This is a genomic window from Pseudoalteromonas sp. 5Ae-yellow, from assembly GCF_014077565.1.
Classification (GTDB): domain Bacteria; phylum Pseudomonadota; class Gammaproteobacteria; order Enterobacterales; family Alteromonadaceae; genus Pseudoalteromonas.
Genome location: NZ_JACGWD010000060.1, coordinates 1 through 19,758 on the forward strand (window position 1 = coordinate 1; position 19,758 = coordinate 19,758).

Here is a 19,758-nt window from a genome sequence, read left to right on the forward strand (position 1 = left end):
ATGGCTTGCTTTATCAGCGTTTAGGAAATAAGTTGATAAAATGTGAAGGGTACAGGAGCCGTATACGAGGTCCGTACGTACGGTTCTGTGAGAGGGATGAGGCATAAGCCTCACCCTACTCGATGCTTTAAATTTTATTTTTGTTACTGTTAAAAAAAACACGATTAAATAGTATGACCCCAGCAATCGAATTACTTAAAAAACAAAAAATCCCCTTTGAAGTACTCAGTTACGAACACGATGCAGGTAATAGTCAATATGGGCTTGAAGCTGTTGAAAAGTTAAATTTAGATAGCGCCCAAGTATATAAAACTCTCGTTCTTGAAACACACGAAAGGCAGCTAATTGTTGCTGTTACTCCTGTGTCGCAACAAGTTAACTTAAAACAGTTGGCAAAATTATGTGGTGCCAAAAAAGTAGCAATGGCTGCCCCGCAAAAAGTTCAAGCTAGCACTGGTTATATTTTAGGGGGAGTAAGTCCACTTGGACAAAAAAAACGCTTAGCTACGTTTATTCATAGTAGTGCTTCACTTTTTGATACTATTTATGTGAGCGCCGGAAAGCGAGGTTTAGAAATCGCACTCTCCCCAACTGATTTGGCTGTATTGACTAACGCTAAGTTTGGCGATTTATAGACTTTATTTTGTATAATTACCTTCTATACAGGTAATTGATTCAAGTTAAGTCATTTGCTCAATCCCCTACTTATAGCTACATTTAGAGTATCTTTATACCGTTAATATTTAATACCAAACGGTATTACATTCTTGTATACGGCTGTTTGTATGAACCTTTTAGATGTTGATTATTTTGCAATACTTGTAGCTGCACTTTCATCGTTTATGCTTGGCGGTGTGTGGTACTCAAAAGCTTTATTTAAAAATGCATGGCTGGAAAGTATTGGCTTAACCGACCTTGATTTACAATCGGCTAATCCTAAGTTGATATTTGGCGGCAGCTTTTTTTTTGTGTTTATAGCCGCTTTAATGCTGTCTCTTTTTTTAGGTAAAGACGCAAGCTTAGGTGAAAGTATAGGGGCTGGCTTTATTATCGGCTTTTTTTGGATTGGCAGTTCATTAGGATTAAGTTATATATTTGAGCAACGCCCTTTAAAGCTTTTTTTAATTAACGGGGGGTATCACATTTTACAGTTTTCGTTAATGGGGCTTATTTTAGGGCTATGGCCGTAAAATTTGAATAACCATTAACACCTAATTTGATTCTTATCTACGAGTAGAGTAGTTTTATATAATCTCCATTTACATGATTTGGTAAAGGTATTAATGAAAATATTAGTTGTTGATGATATGCCGCTTATGCGTCATGTATTAATTAATATGTTAAGAAAACTAGAGTATAGCAATATCGTTGAAGCAACTAATGGATTGCAAGCTTTGGCTTTTTTACGCAATCAGCATTTTGATTTGGTTATTACAGACCTCCATATGCCAAAAATGAATGGTGTTGATTTACTCGCAAATATTCGAAAAGATGAAGCTCTTGCTGATATTCCTGTATTAATGGTTACCTGTGAAGATGGTACAGATAAAGTTAAGCAAGTTATTGCAGCTAAAGTGTCGGGGTTTATAATTAAACCTTTTAATATGAATGTATTATCATCTCAATTAAACCGCTTCTTTTTTAAAGATTAGGCTGGATTTATTTATAGCCGCAAAATTATTATGAGCTTATTCTCAATAAACATACCGCATAAAAATTCTAAGTTCCTGTTGTAACCTTTACCTATCTAAACTGATATCATAGTTAATTACTTTTTATAATCCAGTAGGACGTAATGGCAAAACCCAATAAAAAAGGCCCTACTAAAACGGTCGATATTTTTTGCTCAGCCTGTAAAGTTTCGTTATTTAAATACCGAAAAGGAGGGAAAGGGGCATTAGTTAAGTGTTTTAAAGAGCGAATTAGTCAAGACTTTACAAGTGAGCCATGTATTTGCCCTAACTGCAGTCGCCCATTTGCCCGAGAGGCTATTATTCGTGGTGCACCAGCCTATAAAATTATCGGCGGAAAAGTAACGTTTAAATAAAGTTTTGAAGTAAAGCCTTCTCCTTACGGACATATGGCCTTGTTAGAATTTACCATATTGATAGAATCGCTCGGTTTGCTGTTTCAATGAATGAAAAAACACCCCCCCCATGGATCGGGCCAGTTTATTGGGTTATTTAAAAATGGATAAAGGATAGTTTCGTGATAGCACTCTTATTTGACATCATAGGCATGACAGGTACTTTTTTAGTAGTTGGTTCATTTTTCTTACTGCAGCTAGGTAAAACGTCTCCAGCTAGCCTAACGTATAATATGATGAATTTAACAGGGGCGATTTTATTGTTAATTAGCCTTTGCTATAACTTTAATTTAGCAAGCTTTGTGATTGAAATATTTTGGATAGCCGCATCATTAATCGGTTTATACAAATACTTAAAAAATAGATCAGCTTTAGCTACAAATTAATAAAGTATTAATTTTGTTCTACATTTTAGGCACTGCAAACATAACTGTTTGCGGTGTTTTTTGTTTTTAGGATTAAATTTTGTTAGTAAGTATAATTAAATGCTTTTGTTAACAAAAAGTTTATATCTCTGTATCCTATAAGTCGTTACACTAGCTGCCTTAAATTTTTAGGCTATTTCTCGGGCAGGCCATGTTTTCGTTTTCTAAAAGAATAATTACAGTATGTTTATTATTAGTATTAATTTTAGTTGTTACATTTTGGGTAGGCCGCGCTAACGATATTGAAAAAGCAACGCTGCAAGCACAGGGTCAAGTCACCCAATTAAATAATTATATTGATACCGAGTTAGTTCGCTTTTCTGCTATCCCACAACTGCTTACTTATAATCAGTTAATGATTGATTTTGTGAGTGGTGAAAACCAACACTATAGCGCTATTAATAATTACTTGGCCGACATTCAACAGGCAAGTGGCTCCTCTGATATATTTGTACTTAATACTCAAGGTGAAGTAACTGCGAGTAGCAATTGGCAAGTTGATTACACCTTTTTAGGTAGTAACTTTGCATTTAGACCTTATTTTAAACGTGCTTTTGCAGGCGAAAAAGTTGCCTATTTTGCCTTAGGTATGCGCTCAAAAGAGCGAGGAATTTATTTTTCACAAGCAGTTTATCATGACAACAAAGCGGTAGGTGTTGTGGTATTAAAGGTTAATGTAAGTAAATTTGAAAATGATAGAGAGCTTTTAAATACATCAATGGCGAGTCATTTTTACTTGCAGCTTACTGATGACGTTATTGCTATGTCGGATGTGCCCGCTTGGCGTTTAAATAGTTTTAGTAAGTTTGATATAACGCAACGTCGTGATATTAAATTACGCAGAGCATATTTAGATCATCAACCTGCATATGTTGAGCAATTTCAATATATTAGTGAAGGTATAACGCATTATAAAATAAATAAAAAGTTATATGTAAGCGCAGCTAAACCACTGCGTTACTTTAGCGCAAATATGTATGTTCTTGTTGATGTAACCTCTGTAAATTCGGCGCAATTACCTCGATTATTTTGGGTTAGTGTTATTTACGGTATAATAACTATTATAGGCTATAGCTTGCTGGCTCGTTTTGCTGGCTATAAAAAACTTTTATATTCAAGACACAGTTTAGAAACAAAAGTAATTGAGCGAACGCAAGAGCTTGAAAAAGCACAAGTTGCGCTAGTGCAATCTGCTAAGCTGGCCACAATAGGGCAGTTAAGTGCGGGCATTAATCATGAAATAAACCAGCCATTAAGTGCAATTAACACTTACCTTGCAAGTGCTAAAAGGTTATTAGCTAAGCAAAACTATAGCGCTCTAGCTGAGAGCCTTAATGTTGTTGAAGGGCTTGTAGAGCGAGTGCACAAAATAGTCGGACAGTTAAAGCATTTTAGCAAACCCTCACAAACTCAGTTACGGCCTCACCCATTGGCGGGTTTAATTAATAACGCTTTAATGATAGCCAGCTCGCAATTAAAGCAAGATAACGTCCAAGTAGAGAAACCTCAAATAGATGGCACGTTGATTGTATGGGTAGATTCGCTTAAATTTGAGCAAGTGCTGGTTAATCTAATTACTAATGCAAGCCAGGCAATGAATGGCGCAATAGTTCGGAAATTGAGCTTTAAGGTTGAATGCTTTGATAACCGCGTAAAACTCTCAATTTTAGATACCGGTTCGGGTATCGAACAGCATGCATTTGGTAATTTATTTGAACCATTTTACAGTACTAAAGTAAGTAATGGTTTAGGGCTTGGGTTATCTATATCAAAGCAAATTATTGATTCGTTTAGTGGATCTTTAAGTGCACATAATAGATTAGAAGGGGGGGCTGAGTTTATAATAAGCTTATCAAGTACGCAGGATAAAGCAGATGATTGAACAATCAGCATGTAAGCACATCATTATTATTGATGATGAAGCTATGATCAGAGATTCTTTAAAGCAATTACTGACCCTTGAAGGCTATACAGTTGAGTGTTTTAGCGATGCAAGCGCCGCCTTAACTAAACTCAACCGCCGTTTTATGGGGGTGGTGCTTAGCGATATAAATATGCCCACAATGGACGGGATAACACTGCTTGAGCAAGTAACTGCCTTTGACAGTGAGCTTCCGGTTATATTTTTAACAGGTTATGCCGATGTAACAATTGCTGTAAAAGCGATGCAACTAGGGGCCTATGATTTATTTGAAAAGCCACTTAATGAAACACTACTCGACTGCATAGCCAGGGCCTGCGATAAACGCAGCCTTGTAATTCAAAACCGTGCATTAAAATTAGCTGTACAAAAAACCTCAGCACCCGGCGTTCGCATATTGGGTGATACGCCTAAAATGCAAGACATGATGCATTTGCTCAATACCGTGATTGATACGCCTGCTGATGTGATGATTGAAGGCGAAACAGGCACGGGTAAAGAGCTTGTAGCACGTTATTTACACGACCAAAGCATTCGTTCTAGTTCTAACTTTGTTGCGATTAATTGCGGCGCAGTGCCTGAGCAATTAATAGAAAGTGAGTTATTTGGCGCAGCAAGTGGTGCCTACACGGGAGCAACTCATGCTCGCAAAGGTAAGTTTGAATTTGCGCAAGGCGGCACCGTATTTTTAGATGAAATTGAAAGTACGCCTTTGTCTTTGCAGGTTAAATTACTGCGCGTATTAGAGGAGCGAAAAGTTACACCTGTCGGCGAAAATACGCCTATTAATTTAGATATACGAATTGTAGCAGCGACCAAAGTAGACCTCCTTTCGTTAGTGGAAAAAGGCGAATTTAGAGCTGATTTATACTACAGACTCAGCTTGGTAAAAGTAAACATACCGCCACTACGCGCCCGAAAAGCCGATATAGTATTACTGTTTAAGCATTTTAGCTCCATTGCAGCAACGCGTTACCACAAACCACCAGCCCCTCTTAATAGTAAGTTACAACAGCGCTTAATTGCATACAATTGGCCTGGCAATGTAAGAGAGCTTAGAAATCAAGCTGAACGCGCGGTTTTATTAGGAGTTGAGCTCGCTTTTAGTGTTAGTAAAACGCAGGCTAAAGGTGAGCTTTCACCCGATTTAAGTCTATCTGAAAAAGTTACTTTTTATGAGCAGTCATTAATAGAAGAAGCCCTAGAGCGACACCATGGCAGTATTAAAAATACGATGGGTACACTGCAAATAGCTCGTAAAACCCTTTACGATAAAATGAGTAAATACAATTTAAACCGCGATATGTTCACTGACTAATATGTGCGGTATTTGTGACAATTTAATTATTTTAATGTGTGGAAAACCGCACGTTTTCTTCTTTTATTATTGATTTATAAAACCAACCATTTGAAATTTAATAACTTTATATCATTGGCAGTAAAGTTGCTCTATTAGAACTGACAACAAGTAGATTCTAATAATCAGGACACATAATGATAAAGTTTACACACCCCTGTATTTTACTCACCTCAATTACTGGCCTTGCTATTTGCTCGTACTCTGCTCAAGCGGCTGAATATGCTGTATATGGTAAAGCCGAAGTGCAAATTGCTAATACAGATACAGGTATTATGCGCTATGCAGATAAAGGGACACAGATTGAAGCGCCATTCTCGCGTATTGGTATTAAAGGCGAGCACAAACTTAACGAATATTTAAGTGCAGTGTTTAAATACGAAGTACAAGTTAAAGGGTTTGAGGAAGACGACACCGATGAGCCTTTTACTGCACGTAATACTTACTTGGGTTTAAAAGGTGCGTTTGGTGAAGTTGTAGTAGGAAGAAACGATACTCGCTTTAAATACTCTGAGGGCAAAGTCGATAACTTTAATGAAACTCAAGCCGACATGGCACAAGTTATTGCAGGGCAAGATCGCCTTGGAGACACCATAACCTACACTTCAAGCTATTGGCATAATGCACAGTTTTCGTTTACTTATGCGCCAAAAGATGACAATAAAGACGATAAAGCAGGCTTTGCTGCTACGCTTATTTATGGCGACCGTAATTTAAATAATACGCCATATTACTTATCGTTAAGCCATGTTGATTCACTTAATAATATTACTGCAAGCAGAATTGCCGGTGTTTATAAGTTCGAACAATTACAGCTAGGTGCGCTGTACCAGCATTCAGAATCAGTAGATGGCAGTAAGTCGGGCAATGGTTACGTATTAAGTGCCAGTTATACACTTGATAAGTGGGTGCCAAAAATTCAGTTTGCAAAGGATGACTCAACTCTTCGTCAAGCATCTGAGGCAACGCAATGGAGCACAGGCCTTGATTATGTATTTGATAAGCAAACTACAGCTTATCTTTTATATACCGATCTTAATTTAGAAGAACAAGACGACAGCAGTGTAGCTCTTGGCCTTAAATATAAATTTTAGGAAAAGTAATGACTCAACAAATTTTAAAAAACAATTCTCCTAAAAAACAGAGTATGCAATGGTTTTGGCTATTACTGGGCCCAAGCGTTATGTTGCTTACCTGTCTAATAAACCCACCTGAGGGTATGTCGGTTGCTGCATTTAAAACAGCTGGCTTAGCATTTTGGATGGCATCGTGGTGGGTAAGTGAAGTAGTGCCAATTCCAGCAACAGCTTTGCTCCCTTTGGTAATATCACCACTTGCTGGTATAGAAGCCATAAAAAGTGTGGCTGCACCGTATGCGCACCCACTAATATTTTTATTTTTAGGCGGATTTTTAATCTCTATCGCTATGGAGCGATGGGGGTTACATAAACGTATAGCGCTTAGCACCATGTTATATGCGGGTAAAAAGCCAAGTTTGCAAATTTTAGCAATGATGCTTGTAACTGCATTTTTGTCGATGTGGATGTCTAATACCGCAACAGCCGTAATGATGCTACCTATTGCACTTTCAATTACCAATTTGGTTAAGCAATCAGACCCAAGTAATGAAGGGTTTGGCAAAGCATTGCTACTATCAATTGCTTATGGTGCAAGCATTGGTGGTATTGCTACTTTAATTGGTACACCGCCTAATGCCTTAATGGCTGCTTACTTATCAGATAGTTATCAAATTGAAATAGGCTTTGCTCAGTGGATGATTGTAGGCGTACCACTGTCTTTAAGTATGCTTATCATTAGTTGGGTTTGGCTTACCAAATTTGCGTATAAAGTAGATGCTAATGTTAAAAACGATCAAAAAATTGATACAAAAGCGGTGTTTTCAACGCAGCTAAAAAACCTAGGTATAATGCAACGTGCCGAAAAAGGCGTGTTATTTGTGTTTGTTTTAGCAGCACTGTGTTGGATATTTAGACCTATACTTGGCGACATAACAGGGCTTAAAATTTCTGATACGGGTATTGCGATTGCCGCTGCATTATTACTATTTGTTTTGCCTGCAAACAAAGGCAGTGACGAACGTATTCTTGATTGGGAAAGCGCAGCTAAAGTGCCGTGGGGCGTTTTATTATTATTTGGTGGCGGGCTTACACTTGCATCTCAAATTAAGTCATCAGGGCTTGCCGAGTTTATTGCTCACATGATTGAAGGCGCAAGTGCGATTCCTCTTGTTATGAGCGTACTTGTTGTGGTTGCTTTAATTACATTTTTAACTGAAATTACAAGCAATACAGCAACCGCTGCAGGTTTCTTACCGTTATTAGGTCCTGTTGCTGAATCGATAACAGGTTCACCCCTTGTATGGGTTATTCCTGCTGCTATTGCGTGTAGTTGCGCATTTATGATGCCTGTAGCAACACCACCTAATGCGATTGTGTTTGGCTCAGGGCAAATACAAATGCGCGACATGATAAGAGCAGGCTTTGTACTAAACATCGTCGCAATTGTTTTAATTACGCTAGTGACAATGACTATCGCAGCGCAAGTATTTGGCTTTTAAAACTGTACTAAATTAGTTCCAACCAACCTATATCAGAGTAGTTTTGTTTAAAGTTATAACTTAAAGCAAAGCTACTCTTTATATCCAATCTATTTCAGTTAAATTCACGCCATTAGTGTTCAAAAGAGTTGCTTAGGGTAGATTTACCCTTAAAAACTCAAGTTATATATTACGCTTTCAAGCAAATTAGTATTATTGCTCGAAAAACAGAACAAGGTTATAGTCTGCGGTAACTTTAAAAATTGAGTAATCTATTTTGAGCACCGACACATCACAGGCAATGCCTTTAATTCCCCAATTTGATGAATTGCAAAAAAGCTTTCTCGAAACACCTTACTTGCCAATTGATAAACGTCTCGTTTTATTAAAAAAACTCCGTGTACGTATTGTTGAACTTGAGCAAGAGCTAGTGGATGCTGCTTCAAAAGACTTTGGTTACAGAACCGCTTTCGATACTCTACTTGGCGATATATTGCCTACGGTTCAAACACTCGCGCACATTATCAAAAAGCTACCAAAATGGGCAAAGCCAAGTAATCGCTCTGTAGGTTTAAGTTTGTGGCCTTCAAAAGTAAGTGTTAATTACCAACCTAAAGGTGTGGTTGGTATTATTGCACCGTGGAATTACCCCATTCAGTTAGCGTTAGTACCTGTGCTTACCGCCATAGCTGCCGGTAATAGAGTGATGCTCAAATTAAGCGAGTTTACACCTCACACAAACGTCGTTATCGAAAAAATATTTAAAGACGACATACAAACGCATTGCAAAATAATACAAGGCGGTAGCGACGTAGCCGCGCAGTTTTCATCACTGCCATTTGCTCATTTATTATTTACGGGGTCATCGGCCGTTGGTAAATTAGTAATGGCTTCAGCGAGCCGTAATTTAACACCAGTAACGCTCGAACTCGGTGGTAAATCGCCAGTTATTATTACGCAAAATGCCGATATTAAAAAAGCGGCACAAGCCATACTGTTTGGAAAAATGGCCAACGCAGGGCAAATATGCGTTGCTCCCGACTACGTATTTGTACCCAAAGAGCTTGAGCATCAGTTGGTTCAGCAATTATGCGAGCTTTATAAAAAGCACTTTAAAGACGGTGTTGAAGGTAAAAACTTAACCTCTATTATTAGCGATGCACACTATAAACGTTTAGCAACCTACTTAGAGCAAGCCCAAGAGCTTGGCGCAAACATTATTAAGCCACTTGAGCAAAACCAGCAAGATGAGCAAAAACATCGTATGGGGCTGCACTTAGTGACTCAAGTTACTGACGAAATGCAGCTTATGCAAGATGAGTTATTTGGCCCAATACTACCAATAATGAGTTATGACACGCTCGACAGCGCAATTGACTATATTAAAGCCCATCACCACCCGTTAGCGCTTTATATTTTAGGGCAAGATAAGCACGCTCAAGAATACATTATGAAGCAAACAATCAGTGGCACTGTGGCAATAAACGATACGTTAGTGCAAGTAACTGCTGACGATGCCCCTTTTGGTGGTGTAGGGCATTCAGGAATGGGGCATTATCATGGCATAGAAGGGTTTTTAACGTTTAGCCATGCTAAAAACACGTTAGTATCGGGCTCGTTTAATCCTCGTATTGTTATGCTGCTAAAACAAAGCAAACTTCTTATTAAGCTACTAAAGTGGCTTTACATAAAATAAGAGTATGTTGATTTTGTAAAGTTGAATAGATTTTGAACTTGCTAAATCAAGATATTAAAAAGGCTGAATTACGTTATGTAATTCAGCCTTTTTTAGATTAGTTTCAAACTAAGGTCTTAAACTCTTAAACTTTAAAATAAGCGACCTTCGCCAGCATAGGTACCCACTTGTATTTTTGCATAAATGGCATCGGCTTTTTCTTTAGCTTCTTCAATTTCTTTAGGCAGCATTTTACGCTCATCAAGTTTGCGGCTATGACTCGCTTGCATATTGCCGTTGTACTCAGCGATAGTATTCCAAATGTACGACTTTTCTAAATCTTTTGGCATACCTAGCCCTTCAAAATACATGAGGGCTAAATTGAATTGTGCTAAAGAGTAATTGTTTGCAGCTGCTTTTTCGTACCAGTTGCGTGCCGCTTCATAATCTCGTGTAACGCCCACGCCATTGGAATACATTACACCTAAATTAAACTGAGCCGCAGGCAGGTTTTTATTGGCTGCTTTTTCAAATAAGGTAACAGCCATTTGGTGATCAAGCTTTACGCCTTTACCTTCGTCGTATAAAACAGCTAACGCAAACATTGAATCCGGATGGTTCTTTTTAACGCCTTGTTGATAAAGCGCAGCTGCTTTGCGGTAATCGCGTGTTATACCGTATCCACCTTCGTATAATTTAGCTAGTTCGTAAATTCCTGGTGCAAAACCTTTATCGGCAAGGTATTGAAATTCTTTTAGGGCGACTGCAAATTCACCTTCGTTAGCTGCTCTTATGCCATCTTCTAATGTTGCATGAGCGAAAGGGCTGGCAAGTAAAACGCCAGCAAGAACGAGTGCTTTCAAATTAAACTGTGACATATTAATGTCTCCAATTAGTAATAGTTACGATAGGTTTTAGGGCCAGTATATCTTGCCGCGATTAAATAGCGCCTAAATAGAACAAGTTTTAATCCCGAAAGGTAAACAGACTTTAGTTAAATGCTAAATTATTAAATTTTTGCACTATTTGCGCATTTTAAACGTTTAATACTCAATGCATTTAAGTAGAGACTAAATCGGTTATTATAAATAGATGCAAAAAAGGGTGTCTACTGTTATGTTTTACGCCAGCTTTAGCGCAAACGCAAGGCGATACCTTATCAGATCGTGCGTATAAAATGTAAATAATAGCGCGGTGGACTTTTAAGGTAAGTAAACGAGTTTAAGAAGTGTAAGATACAGATTTTATAGAAAATTTAAAGAAATAAAAAAAGCCCGTTAGGGCTTTTTTGAGTCATATTAACCGTCACTAATATGAGCAATGTAGCAAGTAAATGTGATATTTGATGTTATTACTTGGGTCGAGTAAGTAATAACACGAAGCGGCACGCTCTTCTTTTAATGTGTCAGCATCCTTGCTGAATATTCTTCCGTAGGCACTGAGGTCGTTACACTGTGTTTGTGCGAACGATTATCAGTTAGATCTAAATGCAAGTCAATACTTAAATGATAATTATTATCAAGTGAGTTTTGAGCTTTGCCACAATCTAAATAATAGAGAATGATCAGTGCCACTTAAATCGAGAATTCACGGCGCGTTGAGAACTTATTGATTTATAATGAAATATGGCACTTAAATTGAGATTTATTAACTAAATTACACTCTAAAAATAATTATGTTTTTTATTAGGTAAATTTCTTAAACAACGAGAAATCGCTTGAAAACATCTATTACAGTAAGTGATTTGAATTGATAATTTGCCTATCTGTTATACGAAAGCTAATCGGTTTACTTCGAGGTAGAGTTTATTTAGGCCGATGCTTTGCGGAGTAGCAACAGCGCATCTTTATTTTTCATTACATAAAGAACTTGTATTCATGGGCAGTTATAGCCGTGGATTGCATCACTCAATAATTACCGGCGGTCTGCTCTGTGCCATAAGCGGACTGTAACAATAAAGTTGTAGAATAACCCCAAAATAAGCTCTTGAAGTTAATGGAGCCCATATAAAAGCCAACTTTTTTATCCTTGTTTAGTTTCTCGTTAGATTTTTACTCACCTACATGTATTTTTAGCAAAGCTTCACTGCCATCTAAGTTTTTAACTAGTAATAGTAATATTTCACCTGTTTCTTTATCCATAAGCTTTTTAGCTTTATCTGCTGGGCAGCCCGGGATTTTGCAACCATCAAGTTCGATAACTAATTGACCAACTTTAACTCCAGCTTTTTCTGCAGGAGATCCAGAATGAACTTCATCAATTTTAAACTCGGTTATTTCAGGACTAAAAAACCCATCAACAGACACACCGACGGCAATCCCAACTTTCCCTTTGGCGAAAGCTACAAATGGAAAAAACAAACAAATTAATAGAACCTTCCTAGTTAAATTCAAAAACCTTACTCCTTTAAAAAATTAACCGCCGTTTTAAGCGGTTTGTAATTATTTGCTAAAATATGAAACGACGTGGAACCGACAAAACTGTTAGAGGCCCGACTTGAAAAACCTTATACACGTATTGCTAATTAGTGAATTTTGTTTCTTAATTTCGTTAGCATTTTTATTTGTTTCTGCAACTGCTAAGTCAATTTTAGCTTTGGTACATTTATCAGACAGCTCTTTACTTACAAGGTAATTCTGATCTTTTTGATACTGAGCCATACCTTCTAAACCGTTATATTGATCTCTATCTTCAAGTATTTTATCTTTTTGGTATGGTGCTGGTTGGGTTGCACCACAAGCTGATAACAAAACGATCAGAGAAATTGGAATTAATTTATTGAACAATACCCTTACTCCATGTGTATAATTTAATAGCACGCGAATAGCGCATTTCTCTGCTATAGGCACGATAATATCTACATAGTTTTACCAAATTACCTAAGATATTACTATCTCTAAGTTTCTATCGCCTACAAAAAAGCTGAGTCAACAATATACGCTTTTCCTCATTTCATGAATATATGAGTAAAAAACAGTTTGACCAATCAATTAACTCTTACATTTAGCCACTCTCAATGTCCGCTTCTCGCTCAAATAAGCCCCCCGAAAAGTGGCTCATATATCTATCTAAGTTAAGGCTTTCAAAAACAGAAGTATATTTCCGATAACTGCCTTTGAATTCCTATAAACGGAAGTTTGCTTCCGAAATATAGCAATATTGGGTTAGAAACCGGAAGTTTACTTCCGTTTTGTACTTTAAGATTATAAGTTGGTATCTAATGAAAGCTCGGCAGTCCAACTCTTTTCTACCCCATTGTGTTTTACGTTAGTTTTTCTACACAGCATTCAGTTTAGTATTTGACTTACTTTACCTTATGACAAAAACTCTAGCTATATGGTCAAACTTACTCATCCACTGCAGTCCGTCAAGTTGATAGCTATTCAATAACTAAGTGCCGGTTAATAGCTTTTTTACACTCAAGGGTAAAGCGCCCCCCCATGTCCCTATCTACTTCGAACCTTTTCTTTTCCGAATCGACAAACCTTACAGTTGTTTTTATGTTCTCACCTTCACCGCTCAGGATGAGGGTAAGAGTGTTCTCATCTACCTCTTTGTAACCGAGAGTTAGCTTCTTCTCTCCAGCTTGGTTGTATATGTCATATTTTGGATAGTTGTCATCAACCTCCACAGCGCCTATTTTATCGCTTTCGCCTAGTAGTGGTTCAAGAACAATATCTTGAATAACCTGACAAGCTAATAGGTATAAAGGAGAACCCTGCGCTTGTTTGATGATCGACCTTAGCTGGATGCTTCTATACAGGCCACCAAATGTAGCCCCTTCACTACTGGTCACTAAACTCTCCGCTATTTCATGGGCAGCAACAAACATGTTCAGTATATCCTCTTGTGAGTTGGATTTTTCAGTTGATGGGGTTTCAACCACTTGATTCACTATGGGGGATAACTCTCCACCTAAGAAGTTTGTTAGATGGAGTGTTTCGAAAAAAGCATCTCGGTAGGTATTTATATCTGAGCTATCCAAATTAATCACCCTCATCCCAATTTCATAATGCAGTGTTAGTGCACATTGATTTAAATACTGAATTAGCTGGATGATCAGACTTTCTTTGATGTGCCTGTTCGGCGTTTCTTTGGCTTCTTCGTTTTGCAATAGGTTTAGAGCTTCTTCTAGTAGCCTTTCGGTATTCCGAAAGTAGTAGTCAATGGCTCGTATCGCTTCATCACAGACACTTAGTTTACCACGTTTAATTAGACGGTCTTCCGCATACACCTTTGAGTGAATTGCTGGCAAGTCATCTGTTGAAATAAAAGTAAATGCACGGTCAGAGGATAATTTACCAAACTGCTTAATTAAAAGACGCTCACTAACATCATACTCATCTCTAAGGTGTCTATTTATTACTTGCTGCTCCTCTAATTCGGATGGCTTATTTGAGTTGTGAGCTATCAACCATTGAATTAATGTCGTAACACAAAAAACAACAGAAGCCAGCGGTATCCGATAGGTTTCTAATGTATGTTTTAGCCCCTCAGAGAAGCCAGAGACATTTTGAGCCATAGAGACCAATGTCAACACTACAATTAGAGTGAAAAATGGCAACACCCAAAACCAAATGGATTTGTATGGAGGTTGCCTTCTAGCTTTGCTCTTTATTGTGTCCATAAATATTTCTCAGTCAGTAGGTTATGTACTAGCTTACCCTATGAAACCCGTCATAACCAACAGAGTTTGCTTGCGTTGCACATCATCCACACTGCCAGAAAGTCCGCCGTGGCGAGCCGCTTATTCAATACATCACCTAATTCTAACTGAGTTAATTTAACAACCTATGTAACTCAAAATTGTCCAAGAACGAGCTTAAACGACCGTCCGCTTCTCGCTCTAGGTCGAACTTCATTACAGTCCCAAAACAGACGCTAATTGACAGTTTTTGGTTCGCTAGCTAATACATCCTTAATCCACTTACTATAATTGGAAATTCTCACTTGATATGCAGTTGTACCATATAACCCACCCTTAAAATCAGAAATATCGCCATGCGCTAATTGCCAACTTGAAAGCCCTACAAGAAAGGGTATACCACCCTGATAAATGACAGAGGCTCCACCACTATCACCTGAAGCGTGCATTCCCTCTAGAGGTAATCCATTAGGTGCCTTATCAAACCTGAATGTCAGCCAATTAGTTTCTGCATTTTCGATAATATTTTGGAAGTGATTCAGCTGTTTCAAAGATTTAGTCTCAGACTCTTCGCCAATAAGCCCATTACCTGTGGCACCTCTACCAAAAACTGTAACTGTTTTTCCTTGTTCTTTTGTGTTTGTGTAAAGAGTAATCGGTAATACATCGCTCACAGGCGAAGTTAATTTGATTAATGCAATATCACTTCTTGCTTTAAAAAAACTCATTAAAGGCGCTAAATTTCCTTTCAACAAACTTTCGCTAGGTTTTTCAAATTCAGGATGTATGTACACTTTTTCAATTTGATATGTATTTGATCCAACCCTTAAACTTTTACCAATATAATTATAAAAAATGGTATGCGCGACAGTTACAACCCACCTTGGGTTAATTAAAGCGCCATGCCCTTCATGAGGCATATCCACTAAGAAGTTAGGAGCTTCTTTCGACACATAATTCTCAGGGGGAATATCATGCCTTTTTACAACAGCGAGACAGCTAATAGAAAAGACAAATAGAAAAATGAAAAAGAAAGCTTTCATAGTGCGTCCATGTTTTTATGAATGCTTTACAGGCTACCTTGCAAGCTAGGAGAAGGCAACTAATTCGACCGTCTGCAATTCGCTCATAGCAGTCTGCCTGATGAAGTCTAAACGTATTCACTTAAACTGTAAGATCAGATATGAGCTGGTACAACTTGACCCTTTAAGGTGCCTTAATACCACTTTTTGTGCTTTTTTTAGGGCCGTTTTTTCATCGGAGTTAACAAAAAGCGGGTTATTAAGTTGATAAATTTTGGCATTGTTTATATTACTAGCTGCTAACGAGAGTTGATGAAGCGGATATTCGTAAAAAAGTGCGTCAAGCTGACCTTCTTATTTTATTAAGTCCTACTTCAATTCGTTCGGCAAGCTTTTAATTATCTTTAGCAACGAAAAAGTAGACAGCTGAGGGGTATTGGAGCAAGTGGTGAGTGTCTATAGTTAATCGAGGGGTTTCTAGGCTGTGGAGTTCAGACCAAGCTTCTGTAATAGCTCTTTGGAAAGTAAAAACATCGCTCTTTTGCTATGACATTGTAAAGAGAATATTCAGGTGCCTCTGTGTTGATTGAAAGTTTATTCGCGCGTAATATTGCTGCATCAGGCCAGTCTTTACCTAAAACTGCTATTTTACCAGCTAATTCCTCCTGCGAGTTGAGCATGGAAAACACCGATTTATCCAACTTATTTATTACAAGCACTCTTAGCCCTTAGGCACCCTTAATTAGTGGGATCTTGATCGGCAAAGCTACTTTTTCATGTATTGGGGTGATCCTCATCCAAAAAACATCAGTATTGCCTTTGTTCAGTTCCCTCAGTTGCCGTTCTTGGCTAATCAGGGTATCTAATGGGCTTAGCTTAAATTTTCCAAACTCGGGTTCTGATGTTTTTAGGGCTTTTGTCAGAACCTCAATAAAGTACTTATTATTGGGGTGTGCCTGAGTGAGGATGCGTCGATGTAATGAATGGTATCGCTATAAACGGTTGCAGTGAAGGTCAGTAAAAATAGAAATATAATTCTTCATTTTTCACCTATGATAGCTTCATGTAATTCAAGATAAACCTAAGATAGTAGTCTGTAAATAACACATTAAAGAAGTACAGCTTAAATAAATCAGCGCAAACACTACAATCGGGTTTTTAATGTGTTGGATTCCATGTTACCAGGTGGCGATTTTAGCTGTTGCTTAGGCTCTAAATAACAAGTTTTGAACATTGGCTATTTTATTAAACGCTACTATGATCGTAAAATTACGAAAGTTTAATAGTAGATTTAAGGGCTACTATAGTATTAAAGTTGCTTACAATTGACACTATAAAAACGCTTACAATCAATTGTATAGTGTTAGGTAAGCGTTTGCGCTTGATTTCAACGTTACTTTATCAATATATCGTCATTAAGCCATGAATACCCAATATCACAAAAACACTGGCCGCAATAGCTCTTACTGTTTTTAGTGGAATTCTTTGTAACAAAGCTTTACCAACGTATATAATAGGGACATTAGCAATTAACATTCCTACCGTTGTCCCTATGGTAACCCATAGTACTGATTGATATTGCGCACCAAGCAATACGGTTGCGATTTGTGTTTTGTCACCAATTTCAGCAATAAAAAATAAGATTAAAGCTACTACAAACGCGCCATAGCAGTCATATTTGTGGCTCACTTCTTCATCCTTATCTGGAATAAGTAGCCAAAGACCCACTACAATAAAGCTTGAATTCACTATCCAAGGTAAGTATTCCACGACAAAGTTCCCACTTAGCCAATCACCAAACCAAGCAGATAAACCATGATTAATAATTGTTGCAGCGAGAATACCTAAAATAAGCGCTATTTTATTATGAAAGCGGGCTGCTAAGAGTAAAGATAAAAGTTGGGTTTTATCACCTATTTCAGCAAGAGCGACAGTAACGGTAGAGGTTAAGAAAATATCCATAAATTTTAGTCTTTTGGCGGGAAATATTAAACCGAGGCAAACAAATATCTCCCGCCATGAGGATAGTGTCTACCTAGGTCTTGCCGATAATGCTTGCTACAACATTACAAACTTACCATGCACATGAGGTGCAATTATGTTGATAAGTTTACTCACTAATGAGCAGGCTACTCCCCTAAGAGGGTGGCTATTTTCCCACAAAGTAAAATACCAGTAAATATTTAATTATAAGTTTTACCGATGAGCATCTATAAAGTTGGACAAGTTAACGCTGCCACTACACAAGCATATTAAGTCAAAGCCGTTAATCTTCATCAGGGCATCTCATTTTCGACCATATGTTTAAAGCAAAAAGTATACGTTTTAATAACTAGGCTAATTACCGCTTCAAATCACTTACAGTAATAGATGTTTGTAAGCGATTTCTCGTTGTTTAAGAAATTTATCTAATAAAAAACATAATTATTTTTAGAGTGTAATTAAGTTGGTAGCTCTCAATTTAAGCGTCATATCTCATTGTAAATCAATGGCTTATGAATGTCCCTTGAATTCTTGACTTAAGTGGCGCTGATCTCATTATTAGATGGGAAATCGATTTGGGCTGAGAAGGATTTAGCTCAAATCTAAACTGACAGTCACCGATTGAAAAACGGGTAACTGTCAGATCAAGTCTGAGCTAGTACACCATTATGTTTTTAAATTAAAGCTGTTGTTTACTTAATAAACATCCAAATACCGGCAGCGATCATAAACAGGTTTTCTGTTAGGGAGATAAACCCTAGTGGTACGTTACTGTCACCGCCTACACACGCACATTTTAACTCTCGTTTATCTATATAGACTGCTTTTATCACTGAAACAGCACCAACCCCACCTATGAACAATGAAATAGGGGCAATAATATAGGCTGGTAATCCGGCTATCATTCCAATGCCAACAAATGCTTCTAAAAATGGGTAAACATAGGCGTACCTGACTACTTTCATAGCGACTAAGTCATAGGTTATAAATGAATTAGTAAAGCTAAATAAGTCTTGAAGCTTTTGTATTGCTAACACTGCCATTGTTAGGGCTACAAACAGTTCAGCGGTTTGCATTGATAATAAGCTATTATTCGCTGCAAAACTAAATGCCACACTAAGCAAAAAACTAACCGAAAAAATCGCAATCACGGGCGTGTAAGTTGTACCTTCTTGCCCAGCTTTTGGCTTATCAAAGTAATCGAGTAAGTCGTCATAGCCACCTATACGTTTGTTATCAATAAATGTTTGAGGTGTAGTTTCTACACTGTGTTGTTTTTTAAATTCATCTGTTTGCTCTCGAGAAGTTAATAGCTGATCATCAACTGTATATCCCTCTCGCTCTAGTAGGTCTTTTGATTTTAAACCAAACGGACAAATATGCTCATCTGTGGCCATTCTAAAAAGTTGGGCTGATTTACTCATGTTTAGCTCCCTTTTATGTATTGGTATAAAATTTTACTTAGCATTAAAATCCGGTACGGTCCTAGATTGTGCTTGCTCCTGAGTTTCTGCTAGGCCATTTTTCTCTATATCCTTTAGTAACCACTGCATTTCTTTAATCTCACGACGCTGTGCCTCAATAATATTTGTTGCAAGCTCTTGGACTCGCTTATCTTTGATTTTTGCCCTTTCACTGGTGAGTATTGCAATTGAATGATGTGGGATCATCGCCGACATCCATGAGCTATCATCAACAGTCGCTTGTGATCGAACTAAAAATAAACTTCCCGCAAATACGGTAACACTAGCAATGAGTACTGTTATATTTTTCTTTTTATCTTTATACATATTGAGCATGAAAAGTAGCATTATCACTGCCATCATGGCTCCCATATAAAGCGCCATATAAGTGCGAGTTTCACTAAAAAAAACATGACTTAGCTGATAAGTATTCAAATACATCAGTACAAACATGACTAATGTTGATGTGGCTATCATTAAGAAAAACTTTAAATACTGCGACATTAGATGGCTCCTTTCTATCATTTACTTTGTATATCATTTATACCAATGGGTAATTCTTACAGGTTATTAGGCGTAAACCCACTATATATTTAATCATTGAATCAATGTTTAATATTACAT

At 37.5% G+C, this 19,758-nt stretch carries 18 protein-coding genes and 1 riboswitch; of the genes, 10 read left to right on the forward strand and 8 right to left on the reverse strand.

The genetic code is table 11. From position 1 onward, the window contains the following. The first annotated feature begins 173 nt into the window (after nucleotides 1–173). The 10 genes from ybaK to H4J63_RS15050 all read left to right on the forward strand — a co-directional run bounded on the left by ybaK (nucleotide 174) and on the right by H4J63_RS15050 (nucleotide 10,042). Nucleotides 174–635, forward strand: a complete 462-nt coding sequence (gene ybaK, locus H4J63_RS15005) for a Cys-tRNA(Pro) deacylase (RefSeq protein WP_182197346.1) — start codon at nucleotides 174–176, stop codon at nucleotides 633–635. A gap of 150 nt (nucleotides 636–785) precedes the next feature. After that, nucleotides 786–1,190, forward strand: a complete 405-nt coding sequence (locus H4J63_RS15010; RefSeq protein ID WP_182197348.1) for a DUF1761 domain-containing protein — start codon at nucleotides 786–788, stop codon at nucleotides 1,188–1,190. A gap of 93 nt (nucleotides 1,191–1,283) precedes the next feature. Further along, complete coding sequence (locus H4J63_RS15015) at nucleotides 1,284–1,652, forward strand: response regulator (RefSeq protein WP_182197350.1); 369 nt, start codon at nucleotides 1,284–1,286, stop codon at nucleotides 1,650–1,652. Between the two features lie 143 nt (nucleotides 1,653–1,795). Further along, nucleotides 1,796–2,047, forward strand: a complete 252-nt coding sequence (locus tag H4J63_RS15020) for a hypothetical protein (RefSeq protein ID WP_024605496.1) — start codon at nucleotides 1,796–1,798, stop codon at nucleotides 2,045–2,047. Nucleotides 2,048–2,208: 161 nt separating this feature from the next. Then, the gene (locus H4J63_RS15025) at nucleotides 2,209–2,472 is read left to right on the forward strand and encodes a CBU_0592 family membrane protein (RefSeq protein WP_024605495.1); all 264 of its coding nucleotides are present in this window, start codon (nucleotides 2,209–2,211) and stop codon (nucleotides 2,470–2,472) included. A gap of 190 nt (nucleotides 2,473–2,662) precedes the next feature. Next, a complete protein-coding gene (locus H4J63_RS15030) occupies nucleotides 2,663–4,393 on the forward strand; it encodes an ATP-binding protein (protein ID WP_024605494.1) in 1,731 nt (576 codons plus the stop codon). Beyond that, nucleotides 4,386–5,750 carry a sigma-54 dependent transcriptional regulator gene (locus H4J63_RS15035; RefSeq protein WP_024605493.1) on the forward strand — a complete coding sequence of 455 codons (1,365 nt, stop codon included), beginning with the start codon at nucleotides 4,386–4,388 and terminating at the stop codon, nucleotides 5,748–5,750. Before H4J63_RS15030 ends, H4J63_RS15035 begins: the two co-directional genes overlap by 8 nt. Nucleotides 5,751–5,926: 176 nt before the next feature. After that, on the forward strand, nucleotides 5,927–6,883 hold the full coding sequence (locus H4J63_RS15040; RefSeq protein ID WP_182197352.1) for a porin: 957 nt from the start codon (nucleotides 5,927–5,929) through the stop codon (nucleotides 6,881–6,883). An 8-nt stretch (nucleotides 6,884–6,891) separates the two neighbouring features. Then, the gene (locus tag H4J63_RS15045; RefSeq protein WP_182197354.1) at nucleotides 6,892–8,367 is read left to right on the forward strand and encodes a DASS family sodium-coupled anion symporter; all 1,476 of its coding nucleotides are present in this window, start codon (nucleotides 6,892–6,894) and stop codon (nucleotides 8,365–8,367) included. Between the two features lie 256 nt (nucleotides 8,368–8,623). Next, entirely contained in the window at nucleotides 8,624–10,042 is a 1,419-nt protein-coding gene (locus tag H4J63_RS15050) for a coniferyl aldehyde dehydrogenase (RefSeq protein WP_182197356.1), read from the forward strand. A gap of 131 nt (nucleotides 10,043–10,173) precedes the next feature. Here the strand turns inward: H4J63_RS15050 and H4J63_RS15055 are convergent, their stop codons facing one another. The 8 genes from H4J63_RS15055 to H4J63_RS15090 all read right to left on the reverse strand — a co-directional run bounded on the left by H4J63_RS15055 (nucleotide 10,174) and on the right by H4J63_RS15090 (nucleotide 19,638). Next, entirely contained in the window at nucleotides 10,174–10,899 is a 726-nt protein-coding gene (locus H4J63_RS15055) for a tetratricopeptide repeat protein (protein ID WP_182197358.1), read from the reverse strand. 1,173 nt (nucleotides 10,900–12,072) lie between these two features. Continuing rightward, entirely contained in the window at nucleotides 12,073–12,414 is a 342-nt protein-coding gene (locus H4J63_RS15060) for a PDZ domain-containing protein (protein ID WP_051385864.1), read from the reverse strand. 90 nt (nucleotides 12,415–12,504) lie between these two features. Continuing rightward, complete coding sequence (locus H4J63_RS15065) at nucleotides 12,505–12,807, reverse strand: hypothetical protein (RefSeq protein ID WP_024601566.1); 303 nt, start codon at nucleotides 12,805–12,807, stop codon at nucleotides 12,505–12,507. 593 nt (nucleotides 12,808–13,400) lie between these two features. After that, a complete protein-coding gene (locus H4J63_RS15070; RefSeq protein ID WP_064386707.1) occupies nucleotides 13,401–14,648 on the reverse strand; it encodes a hypothetical protein in 1,248 nt (415 codons plus the stop codon). A 254-nt stretch (nucleotides 14,649–14,902) separates the two neighbouring features. Further along, nucleotides 14,903–15,709, reverse strand: coding sequence for a trypsin-like serine protease (locus H4J63_RS15075; RefSeq protein ID WP_182197359.1), 807 nt, complete (start codon nucleotides 15,707–15,709; stop codon nucleotides 14,903–14,905). Between the two features lie 1,380 nt (nucleotides 15,710–17,089). Then, nucleotides 17,090–17,650, reverse strand: coding sequence for a TMEM165/GDT1 family protein (locus tag H4J63_RS15080; RefSeq protein WP_055016676.1), 561 nt, complete (start codon nucleotides 17,648–17,650; stop codon nucleotides 17,090–17,092). Nucleotides 17,651–17,736: 86 nt separating this feature from the next. Beyond that, nucleotides 17,737–17,838, reverse strand: a riboswitch (yybP-ykoY riboswitch). A gap of 525 nt (nucleotides 17,839–18,363) precedes the next feature. After that, nucleotides 18,364–19,095: a MauE/DoxX family redox-associated membrane protein gene (locus H4J63_RS15085; protein ID WP_182197361.1), complete on the reverse strand. Its 732-nt coding sequence runs from the start codon at nucleotides 19,093–19,095 to the stop codon at nucleotides 18,364–18,366. Between the two features lie 33 nt (nucleotides 19,096–19,128). Further along, on the reverse strand, nucleotides 19,129–19,638 hold the full coding sequence (locus tag H4J63_RS15090) for a DUF305 domain-containing protein (protein ID WP_024032683.1): 510 nt from the start codon (nucleotides 19,636–19,638) through the stop codon (nucleotides 19,129–19,131). Nucleotides 19,639–19,758 lie beyond the last annotated feature (120 nt).